Source organism: Brevibacterium metallidurans (genome assembly GCF_037101285.1).
In the GTDB taxonomy this organism is placed as follows: Bacteria; Actinomycetota; Actinomycetes; order Actinomycetales; family Brevibacteriaceae; genus Brevibacterium; species Brevibacterium metallidurans.
This window is the reverse complement of record NZ_BAAAAF010000003.1, coordinates 226,399-246,690: the sequence shown is the minus strand read 5'-3', so window position 1 is coordinate 246,690 and position 20,292 is coordinate 226,399. Positions and strand designations below refer to the sequence as shown.

The following is a 20,292-nucleotide window of genomic DNA, read 5'->3' as shown; positions in this document are numbered from 1 at the left end:
ATCGCCCGCCGAGGCGGCCCGGCGTCGCCGCGGCACCGACCGGGCAGGCCTCGTGCAGGTCCCGACCGACTGCGCGGGACGCGCTGACCGTGCGGGCCGTGCTGACCGTGCGGGTCGTGCTGACCGTGCGGATCGTGCTGACGACGCGGGAGCAGTGTGCTGTAAGAGAAGAGTGGAGGGCGATCTCACCGGCAAGGACGCCGGCTCCGCGATCGCGGAGTTCGCCCTCGTCGCCTCCCTGCTCGCTCTCGTCCTCGCCGGAGCACTGCAGATCGGCCTGGTCATCCACGTCCGCAACACCGTCATCGACTCCGCGATCGCCGGTGCTCGGCAGGCCGGTCTGGCCGATCAGACCGACGGAGACGGCGCCCGGCTCACCGCCGAACTCATCACCGCCGCCCTCGGCGGCCGCTACGCCGAGGAGATCACCGTGACATCGGAGAGCCGCGGCGGCGTGGAGATCGTCGAAGTCCGCGTCCGCACGCCGCTTCCCGTCGTCGGCCTGTGGGGTCCCGCCGAGGTGTGGGAACTGAGCGGACGCTCCCTCGTCGAGGACATCGACGGTGACTGAGAATGCGACCAGGTTCGAGGTGTCGAGCGCGACTGCGCGGTCGACCGGACCAGAACGTTCGCGTGTCAGCGAGGCTCTCGACCGTGCAGATTCGGGAACCGCGGTCATCGAATTCATCTTCGCGGCGATCGTCCTCCTCATTCCCGTCGTCTACCTCATGCTCGCGCTCTCCCAGCTGCAGGCCGCCAGCTATGCGACCACCTCGGCGGCGGTCTCGGCCTCACGGATCGCCGCGCGGGATGCGAACCCGTCGGAGCGGCGTGCCGAGGACGTCGCCGCCATGCACTTCGCTGACTTCGGACTCCCCGACGTCCCTGTGACGATCACCTACTCGTGCTCGGGACCGTGTGGACAGGCAGGCTCGCTCATCACCGCGAACGTCGAGACGAAGGTTCCCCTGCCGGGGATCCCGCTTCTCTTCGGGTCCGCGAACTCTCCGCACATCACGATGCGCGCCACCCACTCCGATGTCGTTGCGACGACGGTCCAGGGGTGAGTCGATGATGGCGTCCGAGGACCCGGAAGCTGAGGGAGGCGAGCGCGCCGATCGCGGTTCGATCACTCCCTTGGCAATCGGCTTCGTCATCATCGCCCTTCTCCTCGCCCTCCTCATCGCGGCGCTCACCGACCTGCACATGGCCCGCCGCGAACTGCAGGCGGTCGCGGATTCCGCGGCACTCGCCGCCTCCGATTCCTTCGAACCCGCCCCTGGTGACGAGCCCGGACTCGTGTTCTCCCCGGTTGCCGCCGAACGCGCAGCGCAGCGCTACGTCTCCGCCGTGCCTGTGCCCGACGATCTGCGCAACATCGGCGTCGACGCCGATGTCGACGGTGAGCATTCGGTCATCATCCGCCTCCGTGCCGACTACACGCCGGCATTCCTCTCACCGTTCGTACCCCGCCTCATCGACCTGAGCGCCACCGCCTACGCACGAGGATCGCTGCGGATCTCGTAGTCTCCTGCAGCACTCGACACCGAGACCGACGTTGCCGTCCGACTTCGACATATCGCCCTGTGGAACCGGCGCTCACTCGTGTGCTCCAGACCTGTGGACGCCGACCCGGTATCCACAGGGCAGAGAATCGCCCTTGCCAGCAGGCTGCGGTTCGGCGACGCTGATCCGATGACGACGACAGGGATCCTCCAGCAGATCTCGAGCACCGGTCACGTGCGCACCGACGTCCTCGAAGCCGACGGGGACCTGCCGCTGCTCGCCGTGCTCGAGACCGTGCTGGGCACGCCCATCACCGCCGACGAGGTGGCAGCGTCGAATCCCGCGGCCCCCTCCCCCGACCAGGGTCGGTCCTCCGAACATCCGACGCAGGTCACCTCCCAGTATCCGAGGGATGAGACCGCACTCGCCGATGATCTGCGCCGCATGAACACCATGACCTGGGGCGAATGGCGAACCCGCCATCCCGTCACCGTGCTCGGAGGCACCCACTTCCTCCGCGGTCACGGCCCGACGACCGTCTCCGTCGTCGCCGGACCCGACTCCGGCTACACCCTGCACATCGACCCCCGATCGACCCGGCTGAGCCGACTCCCCCTGCCCGACTGCCTGCTCGTGGCCGACCCGTGCCTCTCCCGCTCCCCCACCCGACTCGACCTCGGATCCGCGCAAGCCGAGACCCACACGATCCGCGGCTCCTCGGTCATCGTGCCCGGCGACGTCATCGACCCCGGCAAACGACCACTGCCGGCGCAGCGGCATGCGCAGGCGGGCGTTCGCGTCGCTGCCGCCACCGTCGACGAACCGAGACCCGCCCGACCACCGCAGTGGTGGGCCTTCCTCATCCCGATCGGCATCGGCATCGCGCTGGCCCTGCTCACCGGGATGTGGTGGTTCCTCCTCTTCAGCCTCTCCGCGCCGCTGTCGGGATACCTCGCCCACGCAATGGAGAAGCGACGGTTCGCTCGCGACACCGCGCAGCACCTCATCGATTCCGCGCACGCCGTGGACGAGGCCGTCGACCGGGCGGGTCGTCTCATTGCCGCCGAGCGGAACTCCTCGTCGGACATCTCCGGACTGTGTCTGGGATTCGGGGCGAGTCTCAGCGCCATCACCCTTGCCCCCGATCTCGGTGACCGCGTCGACCACGTCGACGGTCATGCCGTCATCGCCGATTGCCCCATCACCATCGACCCGCGTTGCACCTCGGTGACCGTCACCGGTGCCCGCGAGCAGCTGATCTCAATGCTCCTCGCCTGGCTGGCCGACACCCGCTGGCCGTGGCGACCGTCGCCTGCCCTTCGAACGATGCCCGAGCTGCTCGGCGCAGTCTCAGAGGACGACGCGACCACCGACTCCCGCTCGTCTCCGTCCATCGTCGTCGACCTCAGCACCACGGGATCCGCCGTCACCCTCCGGCTCGACGCACCCTCACCGTCAGCGACGGTCTCCGTGGTTCTCGGCACCCTCGGCCAAGCGCACACGACGTCCTCGACGGCATCGGCCGGTCCGGTTCCCGGCCGGACATTCACCGCATCGCTCATGCCCCCGGGCCGCTTCCTCACCCTGCTGTCGGACCGCGGCCGCGGTTCACCGCCCGAGTCCGATCAGCGGCACGGCCTGCACGACCACTACGACGATTCGCCGACGGCGATCGCTCGCCGGTGGGCCGGTGCGGATGCTGCTCCGGCGCTCATCGGACGTGGACCTGCCGGTGAGGTCGGCCTCGACCTCTTCCGCGACGGGCCGCACGCTCTCATCGCCGGCACCACAGGTAGCGGGAAGTCGATGCTGCTCCAGACGTGGCTGCTCGCCCTCGCCCTGGAGAACCCTCCCGACCGGGTGACATTCGTCCTCATCGACTTCAAAGGCGGCGCCACCTTCGCCCCGCTCGCGGCCCTTCCCCACACCGACAGCGTGCTTGACGACTTCGACTCCGCGGCGGCATTCAGAGCACTCGTCTCCGTCCGCGCCGAGATCACCCACAGGGAACAGCTCCTCGCCGACCATGGTTGCGCCTCGATCGATGAGCTGGAGGCTCCTCCGCCGCGACTCGTCGTCGTCATCGACGAGTTCCACGCCCTCATGGCGACCCATCCGCGGGCCGCGGACCTCCTCGAACACCTCACGGCGCTCGGGCGGTCCCTGGGCGTCCACCTCATCCTCGCCACTCAGCGGCCGTTGGGCATCGTCACCGGTCAGATGAAGGCGAACATCAACATCCGCATCTGCCTGCGCGTGCGAGACGAAGCGGATTCCTTCGATGTCCTCGGCGTGCCCGACGCCGCTCACCTGCCGCCGGGTCGGCCCGGTTCGGCGCTCCTCGATGCTGGGACGGCTCCCCTGTCCTTCCGGGTTGCGGTCCCCTTCGCCGAGGCGGTCGACGCTTCCCTGGTTCACCGGCCCCGACTGCGGCCGTGGACTCCGGACCACTCCCCGGAGAACTGCCCCAGCGTCGTGCGCGGCATCGCCGCCGCGAACATCGTTGCCGCGGCCCAGGACGCCCGTACAGCACCCTCGAGGCGGGTCGTCCTTCCGCCCCTTCCGGAGTCCGACGATGTCGCCGCCTGTGCGTCCGCCATGAACACGGTCGGCCTCGGCGTCGGACTCGTCGCCGGCCCCGGCATCGGACTCGACTCCGAGCTCGACGACGGTCGGCAACCAACGGTGGGCTCGGACGCGAACCCACTTCCGGTGACGGGCATCATCGACATCCCCACCGCGCAGAGGCAGACCGTGTGGACCTATGACCCGCTCGTCGACGGGTCGACCGTGCTTCTCGGAGACGCGGGACCCGATGCCGCCTCGGCTCTGGCCCGGATGGCGTCAGCGGCGGCGCGCTCTCATCGCGTCGTCGCTCTCGGCCGCATCGCCGAGATCATCGACTGGGCGGAGATCCGCTGCGGCATGAAGGCGGGATGGCGCCTCCACGTCATCGTCGATCACCTCGCCGCTCACCACGGGCAGGTCTCCGCCGGCACAGTCTCTGCCGGCTCGGTTCCCGCCCGCGAGTTCCCTGCCGGCGCGGTTCCTGCCGACGCAACAGCCGATGCTCCAACCCTTGTCGTCTGTGACAACTGGAGCGAACTCATCGACTCCCTCGACCATCATGCCGCGGCAGGGCTCGAGAGGCTCCTCACTCACGCCCGCGGTCTCGGTCTCACCTTCCTCCTCTCAGGCTGCCGATCAGCACTGCTCGGGACTGCCGGGTTCTCCTCGCGGCTGGTCTTCCCGCCCAGCAGCGGCGCCGACGGCCTCAGCGTCGGGCTCTCCCGACAGCGGTTCCTCGGCACTTGGCCGCGGCTTCGAGCCGTCCTCCTCGGACCCCGCGTCGCTGACACCGGCAGCGACGGTGCCGATGTCCAACTCGCGCCCTACGATCCCGACGTCGATGCTCCGCGCGGTCGCATCCCGTTCACGCCGAGGTGGCAGGGGCTGGGCAGCGATCCCCGTGACGGTGACGGGCTGAAGATGGGACGCGATGGCAGGATCCCCGTGGGCATCGACCCGTTCGGCGAGCCGGTCATGTGGGATCCCGTTCGCGACGGTCCCGTCCTCACGGTGCGCGGATCGTCCGGCGGCGGAAAGACCGAGGCTGCCAGGATGCTGCGGTCGCTGACGCCATCGATCACCGTTCATGACGACGCGCACCTGCTCGCCGAGGCTGCACCGGATCTTCTCGACGGCGGAGTCCATGTGGTGACGATGCCGCTGCGGTTCACCCCGGGCTACGGTTCGCCCTTGACGAAGGCACAGTCGTCGGGTCCGCTGCTCGTGCTCGGCACCCACAGCCGTCAGGACCTGACCAGCCTGGGCATCCTCCGGCTTCCGCCGCTCGATGGAGACCCGGGCACTGGATGGTTCGTCACCGAATCGGGTGCCCGTGCCGTCAGACTGTTTCGTGCCGAGGCACCTACCGTCTGCCCGACCCAGACATCGCATTCAGCGGTGGGTCCGTCTGCGGCGGTGCCTCAGACCGAGTCCGCAGGAGGTCCCGTGAGAGTCTCATAACGGTAGAGTTCACTCGCCTGCCCGGCGGCGAGCAGCCGGTCGGCCAGCGCCGAGACGACCGGCATCCCGCTCGTCACCTCGATGACGACGTCGGCGTCGACCGAGAGCCGGGCCAGGAGCAGCTCGGCATCGGAGACGGCTGCATCGAACTCCTCGGCCGTGGCACCCGCGACATCCTCACGGGTCTCGAATATCGACCCGAGGATGAGCTCGGTCGCCGGCTCCTCCTCGCCCTCTCCGGGCAGATTCGCCGAAGCGTCCTGGGCACCGCCTACCGCGGCCGGGTCGGCTTCGCGGGCATAGGAGACGGCGAAGGCGCTCAGACCGCTCGCTGCCGCAGAACCCGACCCGGCGTCGCCGGATCCGGCAGCTGCCGAGTCGCTCATGAGCATCGCCGCACCGTGGGCACCGGCGGCCTCGGAGAGGAACGCCTGGCTCACCTGACCGATCGTCAGCGGCGCTACCGCATCGTTGCGGTTGACGGCGATGTACCACTCAAGGAACGCCTTCGTCAGTTTGACCGACCCCGTCGAGACGATCTCGAGATCCTCGGCACGACCACCGCCGCTCGGCGGCAGCGCACCGGCAGGGACCTTGATGACCCGGGTCGTCGTCAGAGGAGAGAACCCGAGTGCCTCGGCGAACTTCTCCCCGTCACTGCCCGCCTCGACGCGAGCGCGCAGATCGAGGCCCTCCAATGGAGTGCCCGCAGTCTCGGCGGAGACCGCCTCGAAGAGCTCACGACCGAGCCCGTGCCCGCGCTCCTCGGCGGCGACCTCGACGTTCACCCACGCCCGGAACGGGTGCAGAGGGGACTCCGCGATCGCGGCTGCGCCGACGGGAACTCCGGGGACCACCTCGGCGAGGACGGAGCGCAGCAGAGGGGCATCCGCGGACGGCCGGAAGAGGGATCGCGCCATGTGCGCCGCCGGCGTCGGAGCATCCGCGAACACCTCATTCAGTCGCAGATCGTCACCGTCGGCAAGTGGTCTGATCGGCATGGGGAGCGCTCCTAGCGGCATGTCAGATGTTGATAATCTTGGCGTCATGACTGACTTAAGCGATCCTACCGCCGCCGCGCAGGCAGCGGCCACGACCATCAACTCCGCCGCCGGGATCGAGTCCCACGACATCGCCCTCGTCCTCGGATCGGGATGGGGCGGAGCGGCCGACCTGCTGGGCGAGACGATCAGCGAAGTCCCCGCCGCGGAAGTCCCCGGATTCCACGCTCCCGCCGTCGAAGGCCACGGTGCGACCCTGCGCACCGTGCGGATCGAATCCTCCGGGAAGTACGCGCTCGTCCTCGGCTCCCGCACCCACTACTACGAGGGCAAGGGCGTGCGCGCCGTCGCCCACGGTGTGCGCACCGCCGCTGCCGCCGGCTGCCAGAGCCTCGTGCTCACCAACGGCTGCGGCGGGCTCAACCGCCATTGGAAGCCCGGCACCCCGGTCCTCATCTCCGACCACATCAACCTCACCGGCACCTCCCCGATCGAAGGGGCGAACTTCGTCGACCTCACCGATCTCTACTCCCCGCGCATGAGAGCGATCGCCAAGCAGATCGACCCCACCCTTGACGAAGGCGTCTACGCGCAGTTCCGCGGACCCCACTACGAAACCCCCGCCGAGGTGCGCATGGCCGGGATCCTCGGCGCCGACCTCGTGGGCATGTCGACGACGCTCGAGGCCATCGCCGCCCGTCAGGCCGGACTCGAACTCATGGGCATCTCGCTCGTGACGAACCTCGCCGCCGGCATCCAGGAGACCCCGCTCTCCCACGCCGAGGTCATCGAAGCCGGTGCCGCCGCGGCCCCCCGGATCTCCCAGCTGCTCGCCGACATCGTCGGACAGCTCTGAGGCCGGGCCGATGAGCACACCGACGCACCGAGTGGCCGACCGTTTCACCTCCGGCTTCGATGCCGAGATCGTCCGCGCGTGGATCGCCGACGACCCTGATGAGCAGACCGCGACGGCCCTGACCGCGATCCTCGCCGAGGCGGAATCCGGGGACGCCGCTGCCCTGGCCGACCTCGAGGACCGGTTCGCAGGTCCCCTCGCCTTCGGCACCGCGGGGCTGCGCGGTGAGATCGCGGCGGGCCCGAACCGGATGAACCGCTCCGTCGTCATCCGTGCCGCCGCGGGACTCTCCGCGTTCCTTGCAGAGACCGTGGGTTCGGGCTTCCGTGTCGTCATCGGCTGCGACGCCCGGTACAAATCCGCCGACTTCGCCCGCGACACCGCCGCCGTCGTCACCGCCGCCGGTGGGGTGGCCATCCAGCTGCCCGAACAGCTGCCGACCCCGCTCACCGCGTTCGCGCTCACCCATCTGAGCGCCGATGCCGCCGTCATGGTCACTGCCAGCCACAACCCGCCGGCTGACAACGGCTACAAGGTCTACCTCGGTGAGCGCCCGCTGCTCGCGATCGAACCCGATCCGACCGCGGCCCGGGCCGGAGCCGGGGCGCAGATCGTGCCGCCGGCCGATGCCCTCATCGCAGAGAAGATCGCCGCGGTCGACTCCGTCGCCTCGGTCCCCCGTGCCGAGACCGGGTGGGAGCACCTCGACGACTCGATCGTCGCCGCCTACCTCGACTCGGTCACGGACCTCGGGGTGCGCTCGAGTGCCGACCTGCGCATCGTCCTCACCTCCCTGCACGGGGTCGGTGCCGGTGTCGCCGAGGCGGCCCTCGACCTTACCGGGTTCGCCGACGTCCACCCTGTGAGCAGTCAGCAGGCCCCTGACCCCGACTTCCCGACGGTGTCGTTCCCCAACCCGGAGGAGGCCGGGGCACTCGACGAGTCCTATGCCCTGGCCCGAGAGATCGACGCCGACCTCATCATCGCCAACGACCCCGACGCGGACCGCTTCTCCGCCGCGATCCCCGATGCGTCGGCGGGCAGCGGGTACCGGCAGCTGTCCGGCGACGAGGTGGGTCTCCTCCTCGGCGAGGACATCGCGAGCAGGCTGGCGGGTCAGGGCGATCCGCGAACCGAGGGGCGGGCCGACGATCCCAGCGACGAGGCGGGTCCCGTGTTCGCGAACTCGATCGTCTCCTCCCGGGGCCTGGCCGCAGCAGTCGCGGCACATGGATTCGCGGCCGTGCAGACTCTCACCGGCTTCAAGTGGATCTCGCGGGTGCCCGGACTCGTCTTCGGCTACGAGGAGGCGCTCGGCTACTGCGTCGATCCCACCGTCGTCCGTGACAAGGACGGCATCTCCGCGGCGGTGACCTTCGCCGCCCTGGCCTCACGGCTCAAAGCGGAAGGATCCTCGATCGAGTCCGAACTCGACCGCATCCGCACCCGCGACGGCTACTTCGCCACGGCTCCGCTGAGCTTCCGCCTCGACGACGTCTCCCTCATCGCCGCGGCGATGGCGAAGCTGCGGGAGAACCCGCCGACGGCCCTCGCCGGGTCACCGGTGGCCGAAGTCCACGACCTCTCGACCGGGTACGACGGTCTGCCGCCGACCGACGGCATCCTCCTGCTCTCGGAGTCGAACTCGCGCGTCATCGTCCGCCCCTCAGGCACGGAACCGAAGCTCAAGTGCTATCTCGAGGTCGTCGGCGCGCCCCAGCTCGCAGCTCTGGGTCCGGCGCTCACTCAGCGTCTGTCGACGATCTCCGCGGAGCTCAAGGCCTACTTCGGCCTCTGACTGAACACCAGCGCGGTGACACCGCACCAGCACGGTTCGTGCACCGTGCTGGTGCGGTGTCGCCGTGCTGGTGAGTGTCGGTGCCCTGCTCAGTCCGAGAGACCGGCGAGGATCGCCGCGGAACCGGAGGGCCCGAGGTTCTCAGGAGATGACGAGGAGCGGGCATCGGGCGACACCGGATCGAGCGATGCGCACGTCAGCAGTCACGAGAGTCAGATCGAGTGTCTCTGCCACCGCCACATATCCAGCGTCGTAGCTGCTCAGGTTGTCTCCCAGTTCCCACATCCGCTGGAGAAGCGGGGCCGTGGGCTCGGTGAGGACGACCAGCTGCGCCAGCCACTTCACGGCGTTCTCCGCGCTGGAGTCGTCGATCCTCCCGCCCATCCTCAGCCCCCTGATGACCGAGAGCATCTCGGTGCGCCAATGCTCTGGGACCACCCATTCCGGGTCACCCCGAAGAATCTCGATCGCCGATAGACAACGCGGTTCCGCATGAGGATCGGCGAACAGGAGGGCAACGGCCGATGCATCAGGCACGATCATCGGTCTCAGGCCGGCCGATCTGCGTCGCGTGCCGCGAGAATGTCATCGATCGTGAAGTCTCGGCGGCTCTGCCAGGTGGAGACTTCGTCGATCAGGCGAACATTCTTCGCGAACCGGGCCTCCCGGACGATCACGTCGCGCAGGTAGGCGCTCAGGCTCTGACCTCTTGCGCGAGCAAGAGCAGCCAGCTGATCACGCACTTCGGTCGGAACGTCCCGAATCTGAATGGCAGTCATGGTGAAAGCCTACGCCCCGTGCATGCACATTGCATGCACATGATTGCCGGCGCCTCGCTCAGTCCGAGAGTCCGGCGAGGATGGCCGCGGAACCGGAGAGCCCGAGACGGGAGGCTCCCGCGGCGATCATCTCCTCCGCGGCCTCGACGGTGCGGATGCCGCCGGAGGCCTTGACGCCGAGACGGTCGCCCACGGTCTCACGCATGAGGGCCACCGCGTGCGCGCTCGCACCTCCGGCCGGGTGGAAGCCGGTCGAGGTCTTGACGAAGTCGGCTCCGGCCGCCTCGGCGCGGCGGGAGACCTCGACGATCTGCTCATCGCTCAAGGCAGCAGATTCGATGATGACCTTGACAAGGGCGTCCCCGCTCGCGTTGACGACGCCGCGGATGTCGGCCTCGACGGCATCGTAGTCCCCGGCGATCGCCTGACCGATGTTGATGACCATGTCGACCTCATCGGCCCCATCGGCAACAGCGCGCTCGGTCTCCGCAGCCTTGATCTCCGGCTTGACCTGGCCTGAAGGGAACCCGACGACGGTGGCGACGACGAGGTCACCGGTATCGGACAGCGGCAGCATCGACGGCGAGACGCACACGGCCAGCACCCCGAGGTCCTTCGCCTCGGCGACGAGGGCCTCGACGTCGGCGGTCGTCGCTTCGGGCTTGAGCAGAGTATGGTCGATGATCTTCGCGACGTCGGAGCGGCTGGTCATGGTGTCCTCCAAGGGAATCTGAGCTGGTGTGGTCGGGGTTGTCGGAGAGGGATCTACGTGATCGTCTCGAGGACGATCGAAGCAGGCACGGATGCGGCGTCGCCGCCGATCTCGTACGCGCCGACGAGCGCCTCGAGCGCGCGTTCGAAGCGTTCGGGAGTGTCGGTGTGCAAGGTCATGAGCTTGTCACCTGCGGCGACGGTGTCACCGGGCTTCGCGTGGAGTTCGATGCCGGCTACGGCCTGCACCGGATCCTCCTTGCGGACCCGTCCCGCGCCGAGACGCCACGAGGCGACCCCGACGGAGAGCGCGTCGAGCTTCGTGAGCACCCCCGCCTCGGGGGCGAAGACGACCTCGGTGTCCTTCGCCACGGGCAGCGGGGCGTCCGGGTCGCCGTGCTGGGCGCGGATCATCGCGTTCCACTTGTCCATGGCCCGTCCGTCGTCCAGGGCCGCCCGCACGTCGACGTCGGTCTTTCCCGCCAGGCGGAGCATCTCCTCGGCGAGGGCCACCGTGAGGTCGACGACGTCGGCGGGCCCGCCTCCTGCGAGCACCTCGACGGATTCGCGGACCTCGAGCGCGTTGCCGACGGTGAGCCCCAGCGGCGTCGACATGTCCGTGAGCAGGGCGGAGGTCTTCACTCCGGCTCTCACCCCGAGGTCGACCATCGTACGGGCCAGCCGGCGCGCCTTCTCGATGTCCTTCATGAACGCCCCGGAGCCGACCTTGACGTCGAGGACGAGACCGGCGGTGCCCTCGGCGATCTTCTTCGACATGATCGACGAGGCGATGAGCGGAATGCAGTCGACGGTGGCCGTCGTGTCCCGCAGCGCGTAGAGCTTCTTGTCCGCGGGTGCCAGACCGGACCCGGCCGCGCAGATGACGGCGCCGATGTCCTCGAGCTGGCCGAGGATCTCCTCATTGCTCAACCCTGCCTGCCAGCCGGGAATCGCCTCGAGCTTGTCCAGGGTGCCGCCCGTGTGCCCGAGCCCGCGCCCGGAGAGCTGCGGGACGGCGACGTCGAAGACCGCGACGAGCGGGGCGAGCGGGAGGGTGATCTTGTCGCCCACTCCCCCGGTCGAATGCTTGTCCGAGGTCGTGCGCGACAGGGAGGAGAAGTCCATCCGCTCCCCCGAGGCGATCATCGCCTGCGTCCAATGCGCGATCTCCTCGGCTCCCATGTCGTTGAGGAAGATCGCCATCGCCAGGGCCGCCATCTGCTCGTCGGCGACGACCCCGCGCGTGTAGGCGTCGATGACCCAGTCGATCTGGTCCTTCGACAGCGTCCTGCCGTCGCGCTTGGCGGCGATGACGTCGACTGCGTCGAATGCCTCTACTGTCACGGTGGTCCTCCGGTCATCGGGGTCGCTGGTTTCGGGGTGTTCGGTGGTCGCGGTCAGTGCTTCGGGTGCGTGTCCGGGACAGTGCCGTCGCCGAGGTTGTCGTCGGCGTCGTCGGCATCCGGACCGATGTCACCGCCGCCATCGCCGGCATCGTCGGCATGCCGGCCGACATGCTCGCCGAGGTTGTTCGGCCCGAACGCGTCGGGCAGGACGACGGCCATCGTCTCCCGACCCGCCGGCATGTTGAGCACGAGTTCGGTTCCGCCGTGTTCGAAGAGCAGCTGCCGGCAGCGCCCGCACGGGACCAGGGTGTTGCCCTGGCCGTCGACGCAGTCGAAGGCGACGAGGCGACCCCCGCCGGTCATGTGCAGGTCGGAGACGAGCGAGCACTCGGCGCACAGGGTCACCCCGTACGAGGCGTTCTCGACATTGCAGCCGCTGACGATCCGCCCGTCGTCGACGAGCGCGGCCGCCCCGACCGGGTACGCCGAATACGGCGCATACGCCTTCTCCATCGCGGCGACCGCGGAGGCGCGCAGAAGCTGCCAGGTCTCCTCGGTCACCTCGGCGGGGCGCACGCGCACCGGTTCGGACCAGTTCGGGTCGTCGACTCTCGGTCTCGAGGTCATCGCTTCCTCCGATCTTCAGGCGACTGCGGGGGACGGTCTCTGGGCCTCAGGCACGGGCGCGGGATCTGCCCTGCCCCGCCTCGGCGAGCCGCCCCCGCATCATCACGACTTCACGTACGGCACGCCTTCGGCCGCGGGCGGGCGGACCCGTCCGACGAAGCCGGCGACGGCGAGGATCGTGACGATGTAGGGCAGCATGAGCAGCAGTTCGTTGGGCACGGGCGTGCCGATCGACTGCAGCGTGTTGCCGAGGCTCTTGGAGAACCCGAAGAGCAGTGCTGCGAAGAGCGCGCCCTTGGGGTTCCACTTGCCGAGGATCATCGCGGCCAGGGCGATGTAGCCCTGTCCGGCCGACATCTCCTTGCCGAAGGCGAGGCCCGAGCCGATCGTGAAGAACGCCCCGCCGAGGCCGGCGATGGCACCGGCCATGATCGTGTTGCGCACCCGGGTGAAGTTGACCTTGATGCCCACGGTGTCCGCGGCCTTCGGGTGCTCGCCGACGGCCCGCATCCGCAGACCCCACTTCGAGCGGAAGACGAAGATCTGCAGGGCGATGACGACGACGTACATGAGGTAGACGAGGATGTTCTGGTCGAAGAGCACCCGCCCGAGGATCGGGATGTCCGAGAGCAGCGGGATCGGCAGGTTCGGCAGCTTCTGTCGGGCGTTCCACAGCTCGGGGTTCTCCGTGAGCACCGTCGAGTAGAGGAAGCTCGTGAGGCCGACGACGAGGACGTTGAGGACGACGCCGATGATGATCTGGTTGACCCAGTACTTCACGGCGAAGAACGTGAGCACCACGGCCACGAGCGCACCGGCGACGGGGGCGGCGAGGAGACCCGCGTACGGGTTCTTCACAACCGAGGCGACGACCGCGGCGAGGAAGGCGCCGGCGAGCAGCTGGCCTTCGATCGCGATGTTGATGATGCCCGAACGCTCACCGATGAGACCGCACATCGCGCCGAAGATCAGCGGCACCGACAGTGCCAGTGCTCCGGCGAGCAGGGTCGTCAGCGGGATGACGCCGCCGCTGCCGCCGCCGGCCCACGCGAGGAACGAGAGCACGAAGACGATCCCGAAGGTCATCGGGAACCACGACTCGAGGTCGCGGCGCTGCACGGCGAACCAGACGGCCACGGCGGCCATGACGACGAGGATGAAGGAGAGGACGAGGCCCGCGGCCTTCGCGGAGACGACGAGGTCGGGGATCGCGAAGAAGTCACCGCTCGTCGCGATCCGGAACGTCGTGTCCCCGGCCCGGCCGATGATGCCGAAGAAGACCAGTGCGATGAGCGCGAGGATCGAATAGACGATCGGGTACTTCCACGCGATCGGGGCGAGCACCTTGTTTCCGCTCGGGGCCTCAAGAGTCTGTGCGCTCATATCAGGACTCCTTCCGCTTGAGCACCGGGGCCGGCAGGTGGAAGATCGACCTCACCAGCGGCGGGGCTGCGATGAGCAGGACGATGATCGACTGGACGACGAGGACGATGTCGATGGGCGTGCCCGTCTGCGACTGCATGAGGTAGCCGCCGGCCTTGAACGCACCGAAGAGGAGACCCGCGAAGAACGTCCCCAAAGGCTTCGAGCGCCCGAGGAGTGCCACGGTGATCGCATCGAAGCCGATGGAGCCGGCGATGCCGCCGGTGAGCTTGTCCTCGGTGCCGAGCACCTGCGCGGCCCCGCCGAGTCCGGCGAGACCACCGGCGATGACCATGACGAGGACCGTCACCTTCGCCACCGAGATGCCCGCGGTGCGCGCGGCATGCGGGTTCGCGCCGACGGCCTTGAACTCGAAGCCCACCGTCGAACGCTCGAGCAGCCACCACACGAAGATCGTCGCGAGGATCGCAAGGATGAACCCGAAGTGGAGGCGGAAGGGCGGGGGCAGGAGGAGGAACATCTGCGCGGATTCGTCGATGGTCCGCGACTGCGGGTTCGCCGACTGCGTGTGCGTGAACCACGACTGCTTGAGCAGGTAGCCGAGCAGGTAGCCGGCGATCGAGTTGAGCATGATCGTCACGATCACCTCGTTGGCGCCGGTCTTCGCCTTGAGCACACCGGCGATGCCCGCCCAGATCGCGCCGCCGATGATGCCGCCTGCCGCTGCGACGAGCATGTGGACGACCGGGGGCAGCGGCAGGGCGTAGCCGATGAAGCCGGCGACAGTGGCGCCGAGGATGACCTGACCCTGACCGCCGATGTTGAACAGGCCCGACCGGAAGGCCAGGGCGATGCCGAGGCCGGTGAGGATGAGCGGGGTGGCGCTGACCAGGGACTCCGTGAGTGGGCGGATCGCGCGTTCCGGAGTGCGGGCGTTCCAGTCGAAGACGGCGCCGCGGAAGAGCGCCGAGTAGGCGTCGCCGACGGTCGAGAACGCGGTGGAGAAGAAGGCACCAGGGGCCGAGAAGAAGTTCTTCGCCGCGGCGATGACCTCGGCGTTGGCGACGGCGATGAGGACACCGCCGACGAGGAGGGCGAGGACGATCGCGAGCAGGGAGACCAGCCACGACCCGGAGAGGATCTCCTGGAGCAGGGTCTGCTGCCTGCCCGGCTTCGCTTCGGCGGTCGGCGGCGGGGCCGGAGAGGGCGCGGCCGGGGAAATGTCAGTCGTCATTCGTTCTCCTCCGCCGAGGTGGTGGCTGAGTCGGGGTCCGATCCCGCCGAGGTGGCGGCGGGGCCGGCGGATTCCGCGGTGGGGGCGGCCGTGGCCAGGGCCTCCTCGGCGGGGACACCGGCCATCATCAGACCCAGCGCCTCACGGGAGGTCTCCGGCCCGACGATGCCGACGATGCGTCCGGAGTACATCACGGCGATCCGGTCGGCGAGGCCGTAGACCTCGTCGAGTTCGGTCGAGACGATGATGCACGGGGTGCCGGTGTCGCGTTCGGCGATGACGCGTTTGTGGACGAATTCGATCGATCCGACGTCGAGGCCGCGGGTGGGCTGGCTGGCGATGAACAGGCGCAGTTCGCGGCCGAGTTCGCGGGAGAGGACGACCTTCTGCTGGTTGCCGCCCGAGAGTGTGGCGATCGGGTCGGCGACGCTGCCGAGGCGGATGTCGAATTCCTCGACCTTCTTCTTCGCCTCGGCGGTGATGACGCCCGGCTTGAGGTTGAGGCCCTTCGCGTACGGGGGCCGGTCGTAGACGTCGAGGATCATGTTGTCGCGGATCGCGAACTCGGCGATGATGCCGTCGGTCGAGCGGTCCTCGGGGACGAAGCCGATGCCGGTGCCCAACCGGTCCTTGACGGTGGAGCCGACGAGGTTCTTCCCGTCGAGGGTGATCGTGCCCAGCCGGGGTTCGGTCAGCCCGATGATCGTCTCGGCGAGCTCGGTCTGCCCGTTGCCCTGGACGCCTGCGATCGCGAGGATCTCACCGCGGCGGACGTCGAAGCTGACATCGTCGACGACGACGTTCTCGGTCTTGTCGACGACGGTGAGTCCGCGCACCTGGAAGGTCGCATCCCCCGGATCGGCGGGCGTCTTCTGCGTCGTCAGGGACACCTCGCGGCCGACCATCTGGCTTGCCAGCTCCGCCTCGGTGGATTCCGGGGAGGCCTCGCCGACGATCTTTCCGCGCCGGATGACGGTGATCGAGTCCGCGATCGCGCGGACCTCGCGCAGTTTGTGGGTGATGAAGACGATCGAGGTGCCCTGCTCCTTGAGCTGGCGCATGATCGAGATGAGCTCGTCGGTCTCCTGCGGGGTGAGCACGGCGGTGGGCTCGTCGAGGATGAGGATCTCGGCGTCGCGGGAGAGCGCCTTGATGATCTCGACCCGCTGCTGGGCGCCGACGGGCAGGTCCTCGATGAGCGCGTCGGGGTCGATGTCGAACCCGAACCGCGCGGAGATCTCGGTGACCTTCGCCCGCGCCTCGGCGAGGTCGATGAGTCCGAGCGCCTTCGTCGGCTCGTAGCCGAGAGCCACGGATTCGGCGACGGTGAACACGGGCACGAGCATGAAGTGCTGGTGGACCATGCCGATGCCGGCGGCCACGGCGTCGCCGGGACCGGAGAAGCTCACCGGCTTGTCGTCGATGAGGATCTCTCCCCCATCGGGGTCGTAGAGACCGTAGAGGACGTTCATCATCGTCGACTTGCCGGCACCGTTCTCACCGAGCAGGGCGTGGATCTCGCCCGGTTCGATGGTGAGATCGATGTGGTCGTTGGCGACGAACGATCCGAAGACCTTCGTCATCCCGCGAAGCTCGAGTTTCACAGCTCGGAGCACTCCTCACACATTTGAAAACTGCAGGGTCGAAACGTATCGACCCTGCAGTTTAACTCAGCTGATCACTTGGGCGAGTTCTCCGACTCCACCTTGATGGTGCCGTCGATGATCTGCTTCTTGAGCTCGTCGAGCTTCGTCTTCACGTCCTGCGGAACGTCCTTGTCGAAGTCGTGGAACGGGGCGAGTCCCACGCCTTCGTTCTCGAGCGTGCCGACGTAGGGCTCGGAGGTGAACTTGTCCTCGGTGCCCTCCTTGACGGTGTCCTCGACGGCGTTGGCGATCTCCTTGACCACCGAGGTGAGGATGATGTCGCCGTATTCCGTGGAGTTGTAGCCGTCGGTGTCGACCCAGATGAGCTTGACGTCCCCGGCTTCCTTCGCCGCGGCCGCAGCGCCGAGGCCGACAGGGCCGGCGACGGGCATGACGATGTCGGCACCCTGGGAGATGAGCTGCTTGGTCAGCTCCTGGCCCTGGCCCTGGTTCTCGAAGTCACCGGAGAACGACCCCTCCTGCTTGTCCTTGTTCCAGCCGAGGAGTTCGACGTTCTTGCCGTTGTCGTCGTTGAACTTCTTCACACCGTCGGAGAAGCCGTCCATGAACACGGTCACCGAGGGGATCTGGATGCCGCCGAAGGTGCCGACCTTGCCCGACTTCGACATCGCCGCTGCGACGTAGCCTGCGAGGTAGGCGGCCTCGGCGGTGTTGAAGACCAGCGGCTTCGCGTTGTCCAGAGTGACCGGCTTGCCGTCGGCGTCGGAGAACGTCGAGTCGATGAGGGCGAAGTTGAGGTCGGGGTTCGCCTCGGCGGCGGTCTGGATCGCGTCCTCGAGGAGGAAGCCGACGCCGAAGGTGAGGTTGCAGCCCTGCTGGACCATGTTGTCGACGTTCGGGGTGAAGTCGGCGTCACCCTGCGACTCTGCGAGCTGCTGCTTCACGCCGAGGTTCTTCGTCGCAGCGTCGAGACCGGCACGACCGGACTGGTTGAACGACTGGTCGTCCCAGCCGCCGGAGTCGGAGACCATGCAGGCGAGGTAGTCTTCGCTGTTCGTGTCGCTGCCGCTGCCGCCGGAGCCGCAGGCGGAGAGGACAAGGGCGGATACGGCGACCATCGAGACCGCAGATGCGAGCTTTTTCAAGGTTTACTCTTTTCTCGAAGAACCAACACCGGCAACGGTGGTGGACCACCGGCCGACTCGTCGCGAAGATGTGAGACCACTGGGTGATCGGTCACATTTCGGTGAGTTTTCGGCCAGTCTAATGCACGTGAGCCACGTCTCCCGCGCGTATAGCACTCGAATCTCCGACACCGATATGAAAACGCAATCAACCGTCATGCTCGCTCGCCGAGGTGGGGGCCGGGTCGAGGACTCCCCCCGCGGTCACGGTTCCGGGCGACCGCCTCGGCGGGGTGCTCTACCCTTGAGTACGTTATGGCACATCTTCTCGGGGCTGAGTCCCTGCACCTCGAATATCCCACCCGCATCGTCTTCGACTCGGTCACCCTCGGCGTCGACACCGGGGACATGATCGGCATCGTCGGACGCAACGGCGACGGCAAGTCCTCCCTGCTGGGGATGCTCGCGGGCACGATCACCCCCGATGCCGGACGTGTGACGTACCGCGGCGGTCTGCGATTGGGCATGCTCACCCAGCGCGACGACCTCGACGATTCGGCGACCGTCGGCCACTCCGTCGTCGGGGACCGCCCCGACTACGAATGGGCCGGCGATGCGAAGGTCCGCGACATCATCGCAGGACTCATCGCCGACCTCGACTGGCAGGCGACCATCGGCAGCCTCTCCGGCGGGCAGCGCCGGCGGGTGGCCCTCGCCGCCCTCCTCGTGGAGGACTGGGACCTCATCATCCTCGACGAGCCGACGAACCACCTCGACGTCGACGGCATCGCGTGGCTGGCGGCGCACCTGAAGTCCCGGTGGCCGCGGAACTCCGGTGCCCTGCTGCTGGTCACCCACGACCGGTGGTTCCTCGACGAGGTGTGCACGAAGACGTGGGAGGTGCACGACCGCATGGTCGAGCCCTTCGAGGGCGGGTACGCCGCCTATGTCCTCCAGCGGGTCGAACGCGACCGGATCGCCGCGGCCACCGAGGCGAAGCGGCAGAACCTCATGCGCAAGGAGCTCGCGTGGCTGCGCCGGGGTGCGCCCGCGCGGACCTCGAAGCCGAAGTTCCGCATCGAGGCGGCCAATCAGCTCATCGCCGACGTCCCCGAGGTGCGCAATCCGATCGAGCTGAAGAAGATGGCGACGGCGCGCCTGGGCAAGGACGTCGTCGACCTCCTCGACGTGTCCGTGCACTTCGGTGACAAGGACGTCCTCGACGATGTCACATGGCGCATCGGTCCCGGTGAGCGCACCGGCATCCTCGGTCCCAACGGCGCCGGGAAGTCGACCCTGCTCGGTCTCATCGCCGGGTCGATCGAGCCGAGTGAGGGCCGGGTCAAGCGCGGCAAGACCGTCGAGGTCGGGGTCCTCGATCAGCAGTTCAAGGACCTTGCCGAGATCGGCGGGCGCAGGGTGCGGGAGGTCCTCGCCGAGGCGAAGACGACGTTCACGATCGAAGGCAGGGACTTCACCCCCGCCCAGCTGCTCGAGCGTCTCGGGTTCGCGCGTGAGCACCTGTCCGCCCGTGTCAATGAGCTCTCGGGCGGGCAGAAGCGCAGGCTGCAGCTGCTCATGCTGCTCATGTCGGAGCCGAACGTCATCATCCTCGACGAGCCGACGAACGACGTGGACTCCGACATGCTCGCGGCCATGGAGGACCTCCTCGACTCATGGCCGGGCACGCTCATCGTCGTCTCCCACGACCGGTACCTGCTCGAGCGCGTCACTGATCAGCAGTACGCGATCCTCGATCACCGGCTGCGGCATGTGCCCGGCGGCGTCGACGAATACCTGCGGCTGCGGGCAGGCGAGGGTGCTGCGGGCAGCGCTTCGGGCGGTGCGGGGTCGGCGGGTGGTGCGGGGTCGGCGGGTGGTGCGGGGTCGGCTGGTGGTGCGGGCAGCGTGGGTTCGGCGGGGGCCGCCTCGGCGGATGACTCCGGTTCTGCGGCACCGAAGCTCAGTGGGGCCGAGCGCCGGGCGGCGGCGAAGGAGGTCTCGGCGATCGAGCGGAAGATGGAGAAGCTCAGCTCCCGGATCGACGCCCTCCACGCCGACATGGCCGCCCACGATCAGTCGGACTTCGAGGGCCTGGCTGCGCTGACCGCGCAGGTCCGCGAGCTCGAGGACGAGAACGCAGCCCTCGAGGAACGCTGGCTCGAGGCGACCGAGGCGCTCGAAGCCTGACCGCAGTGTTGCCCCGCGAAGCGACATCGCGGCAGGCGTCGGCCAGCTTTCCCAAGGCGGAAGAACGGGGTGCTTCGCGAAGAGGGCAGCGCGCAGGGGTG

At 68.3% G+C, this 20,292-nt stretch carries 16 protein-coding genes and 1 pseudogene; 7 read left to right on the top strand and 10 right to left on the bottom strand.

The window, feature by feature from the left end; all coding sequences use genetic code 11:
* The first annotated feature begins 172 nt into the window (after positions 1 to 172).
* The 4 genes from AACX88_RS05940 to AACX88_RS05925 all read left to right on the top strand — a co-directional run bounded on the left by AACX88_RS05940 (position 173) and on the right by AACX88_RS05925 (position 5,535).
* On the top strand, positions 173 to 571 hold the full coding sequence (locus AACX88_RS05940; protein WP_339392181.1) for a TadE/TadG family type IV pilus assembly protein: 399 nt from the start codon (positions 173 to 175) through the stop codon (positions 569 to 571).
* Positions 564 to 1,067 carry a hypothetical protein gene (locus AACX88_RS05935; protein ID WP_339392180.1) on the top strand — a complete coding sequence of 168 codons (504 nt, stop codon included), beginning with the start codon at positions 564 to 566 and terminating at the stop codon, positions 1,065 to 1,067. Before AACX88_RS05940 ends, AACX88_RS05935 begins: the two co-directional genes overlap by 8 nt.
* Before the next feature lie 4 nt (positions 1,068 to 1,071).
* Positions 1,072 to 1,527: a pilus assembly protein TadG-related protein gene (locus AACX88_RS05930; RefSeq protein WP_339392179.1), complete on the top strand. Its 456-nt coding sequence runs from the start codon at positions 1,072 to 1,074 to the stop codon at positions 1,525 to 1,527.
* 168 nt (positions 1,528 to 1,695) lie between these two features.
* A complete protein-coding gene (locus tag AACX88_RS05925; protein ID WP_339392178.1) occupies positions 1,696 to 5,535 on the top strand; it encodes an FtsK/SpoIIIE domain-containing protein in 3,840 nt (1,279 codons plus the stop codon).
* Here AACX88_RS05925 and AACX88_RS05920 read toward each other — a convergent pair.
* Positions 5,496 to 6,536, bottom strand: a complete 1,041-nt coding sequence (locus tag AACX88_RS05920) for a GNAT family N-acetyltransferase (RefSeq protein ID WP_339392177.1) — start codon at positions 6,534 to 6,536, stop codon at positions 5,496 to 5,498. The two genes, AACX88_RS05925 and AACX88_RS05920, sit on opposite strands and share 40 nt — an antisense overlap.
* Positions 6,537 to 6,582: 46 nt before the next feature.
* On the opposite strand from AACX88_RS05920, the gene AACX88_RS05915 reads away from it, so the two are divergent.
* A complete protein-coding gene (locus tag AACX88_RS05915; protein ID WP_339392176.1) occupies positions 6,583 to 7,392 on the top strand; it encodes a purine-nucleoside phosphorylase in 810 nt (269 codons plus the stop codon).
* A 10-nt stretch (positions 7,393 to 7,402) separates the two neighbouring features.
* Positions 7,403 to 9,190, top strand: coding sequence for a phospho-sugar mutase (locus AACX88_RS05910; RefSeq protein WP_339392175.1), 1,788 nt, complete (start codon positions 7,403 to 7,405; stop codon positions 9,188 to 9,190).
* A 141-nt stretch (positions 9,191 to 9,331) separates the two neighbouring features.
* On the opposite strand, the gene AACX88_RS05905 is transcribed toward AACX88_RS05910, so the two are convergent.
* From AACX88_RS05905 to AACX88_RS05865, 9 genes and pseudogenes are all read right to left on the bottom strand, one after another.
* A complete protein-coding gene (locus AACX88_RS05905) occupies positions 9,332 to 9,733 on the bottom strand; it encodes a type II toxin-antitoxin system VapC family toxin (protein WP_339392174.1) in 402 nt (133 codons plus the stop codon).
* Between the two features lie 5 nt (positions 9,734 to 9,738).
* Positions 9,739 to 9,969 (bottom strand): hypothetical protein, encoded by a 231-nt coding sequence (locus tag AACX88_RS05900; protein ID WP_339392173.1) that lies wholly within the window; start codon positions 9,967 to 9,969, stop codon positions 9,739 to 9,741.
* A gap of 58 nt (positions 9,970 to 10,027) precedes the next feature.
* The gene (gene deoC / locus AACX88_RS05895; RefSeq protein WP_339392172.1) at positions 10,028 to 10,681 is read right to left on the bottom strand and encodes a deoxyribose-phosphate aldolase; all 654 of its coding nucleotides are present in this window, start codon (positions 10,679 to 10,681) and stop codon (positions 10,028 to 10,030) included.
* Between the two features lie 53 nt (positions 10,682 to 10,734).
* The gene (locus AACX88_RS05890) at positions 10,735 to 12,024 is read right to left on the bottom strand and encodes a thymidine phosphorylase (RefSeq protein WP_339392171.1); all 1,290 of its coding nucleotides are present in this window, start codon (positions 12,022 to 12,024) and stop codon (positions 10,735 to 10,737) included.
* A 179-nt stretch (positions 12,025 to 12,203) separates the two neighbouring features.
* Positions 12,204 to 12,653: pseudogene (locus AACX88_RS05885) on the bottom strand (cytidine deaminase); the annotation flags it as partial.
* A 102-nt stretch (positions 12,654 to 12,755) separates the two neighbouring features.
* Entirely contained in the window at positions 12,756 to 14,036 is a 1,281-nt protein-coding gene (locus tag AACX88_RS05880) for an ABC transporter permease (RefSeq protein ID WP_339392170.1), read from the bottom strand.
* 1 nt (position 14,037) lies between these two features.
* Positions 14,038 to 15,270, bottom strand: a complete 1,233-nt coding sequence (locus tag AACX88_RS05875; protein ID WP_339392169.1) for an ABC transporter permease — start codon at positions 15,268 to 15,270, stop codon at positions 14,038 to 14,040.
* Complete coding sequence (locus tag AACX88_RS05870; RefSeq protein ID WP_339392168.1) at positions 15,267 to 16,874, bottom strand: ABC transporter ATP-binding protein; 1,608 nt, start codon at positions 16,872 to 16,874, stop codon at positions 15,267 to 15,269. The genes AACX88_RS05875 and AACX88_RS05870 overlap by 4 nt, the downstream gene beginning before the upstream one ends.
* Before the next feature lie 74 nt (positions 16,875 to 16,948).
* Positions 16,949 to 18,022 (bottom strand): BMP family lipoprotein, encoded by a 1,074-nt coding sequence (locus tag AACX88_RS05865; protein ID WP_339392167.1) that lies wholly within the window; start codon positions 18,020 to 18,022, stop codon positions 16,949 to 16,951.
* 294 nt (positions 18,023 to 18,316) lie between these two features.
* Between AACX88_RS05865 and AACX88_RS05860 the strand changes: the two genes are divergently transcribed.
* Positions 18,317 to 20,191 carry an ABC-F family ATP-binding cassette domain-containing protein gene (locus AACX88_RS05860; RefSeq protein ID WP_339392166.1) on the top strand — a complete coding sequence of 625 codons (1,875 nt, stop codon included), beginning with the start codon at positions 18,317 to 18,319 and terminating at the stop codon, positions 20,189 to 20,191.
* Positions 20,192 to 20,292: the final 101 nt, after the last annotated feature.

Coding starts and splice junctions, on each gene's coding strand:
- AACX88_RS05930 (WP_339392179.1), top strand. CDS start 1,072: ATGATGGCGTCCGAGGACCCGGAAGCTGAGGGAGGCGAGCGCGCCGAT.
- AACX88_RS05925 (WP_339392178.1), top strand. CDS start 1,696: ATGACGACGACAGGGATCCTCCAGCAGATCTCGAGCACCGGTCACGTG.
- AACX88_RS05920 (WP_339392177.1), bottom strand. CDS start 6,536: ATGCCGATCAGACCACTTGCCGACGGTGACGATCTGCGACTGAATGAG.
- AACX88_RS05915 (WP_339392176.1), top strand. CDS start 6,583: ATGACTGACTTAAGCGATCCTACCGCCGCCGCGCAGGCAGCGGCCACG.
- AACX88_RS05910 (WP_339392175.1), top strand. CDS start 7,403: ATGAGCACACCGACGCACCGAGTGGCCGACCGTTTCACCTCCGGCTTC.
- AACX88_RS05905 (WP_339392174.1), bottom strand. CDS start 9,733: ATGATCGTGCCTGATGCATCGGCCGTTGCCCTCCTGTTCGCCGATCCT.
- AACX88_RS05900 (WP_339392173.1), bottom strand. CDS start 9,969: ATGACTGCCATTCAGATTCGGGACGTTCCGACCGAAGTGCGTGATCAG.
- deoC (WP_339392172.1), bottom strand. CDS start 10,681: ATGACCAGCCGCTCCGACGTCGCGAAGATCATCGACCATACTCTGCTC.
- AACX88_RS05880 (WP_339392170.1), bottom strand. CDS start 14,036: ATGAGCGCACAGACTCTTGAGGCCCCGAGCGGAAACAAGGTGCTCGCC.
- AACX88_RS05875 (WP_339392169.1), bottom strand. CDS start 15,270: ATGACGACTGACATTTCCCCGGCCGCGCCCTCTCCGGCCCCGCCGCCG.
- AACX88_RS05860 (WP_339392166.1), top strand. CDS start 18,317: ATGGCACATCTTCTCGGGGCTGAGTCCCTGCACCTCGAATATCCCACC.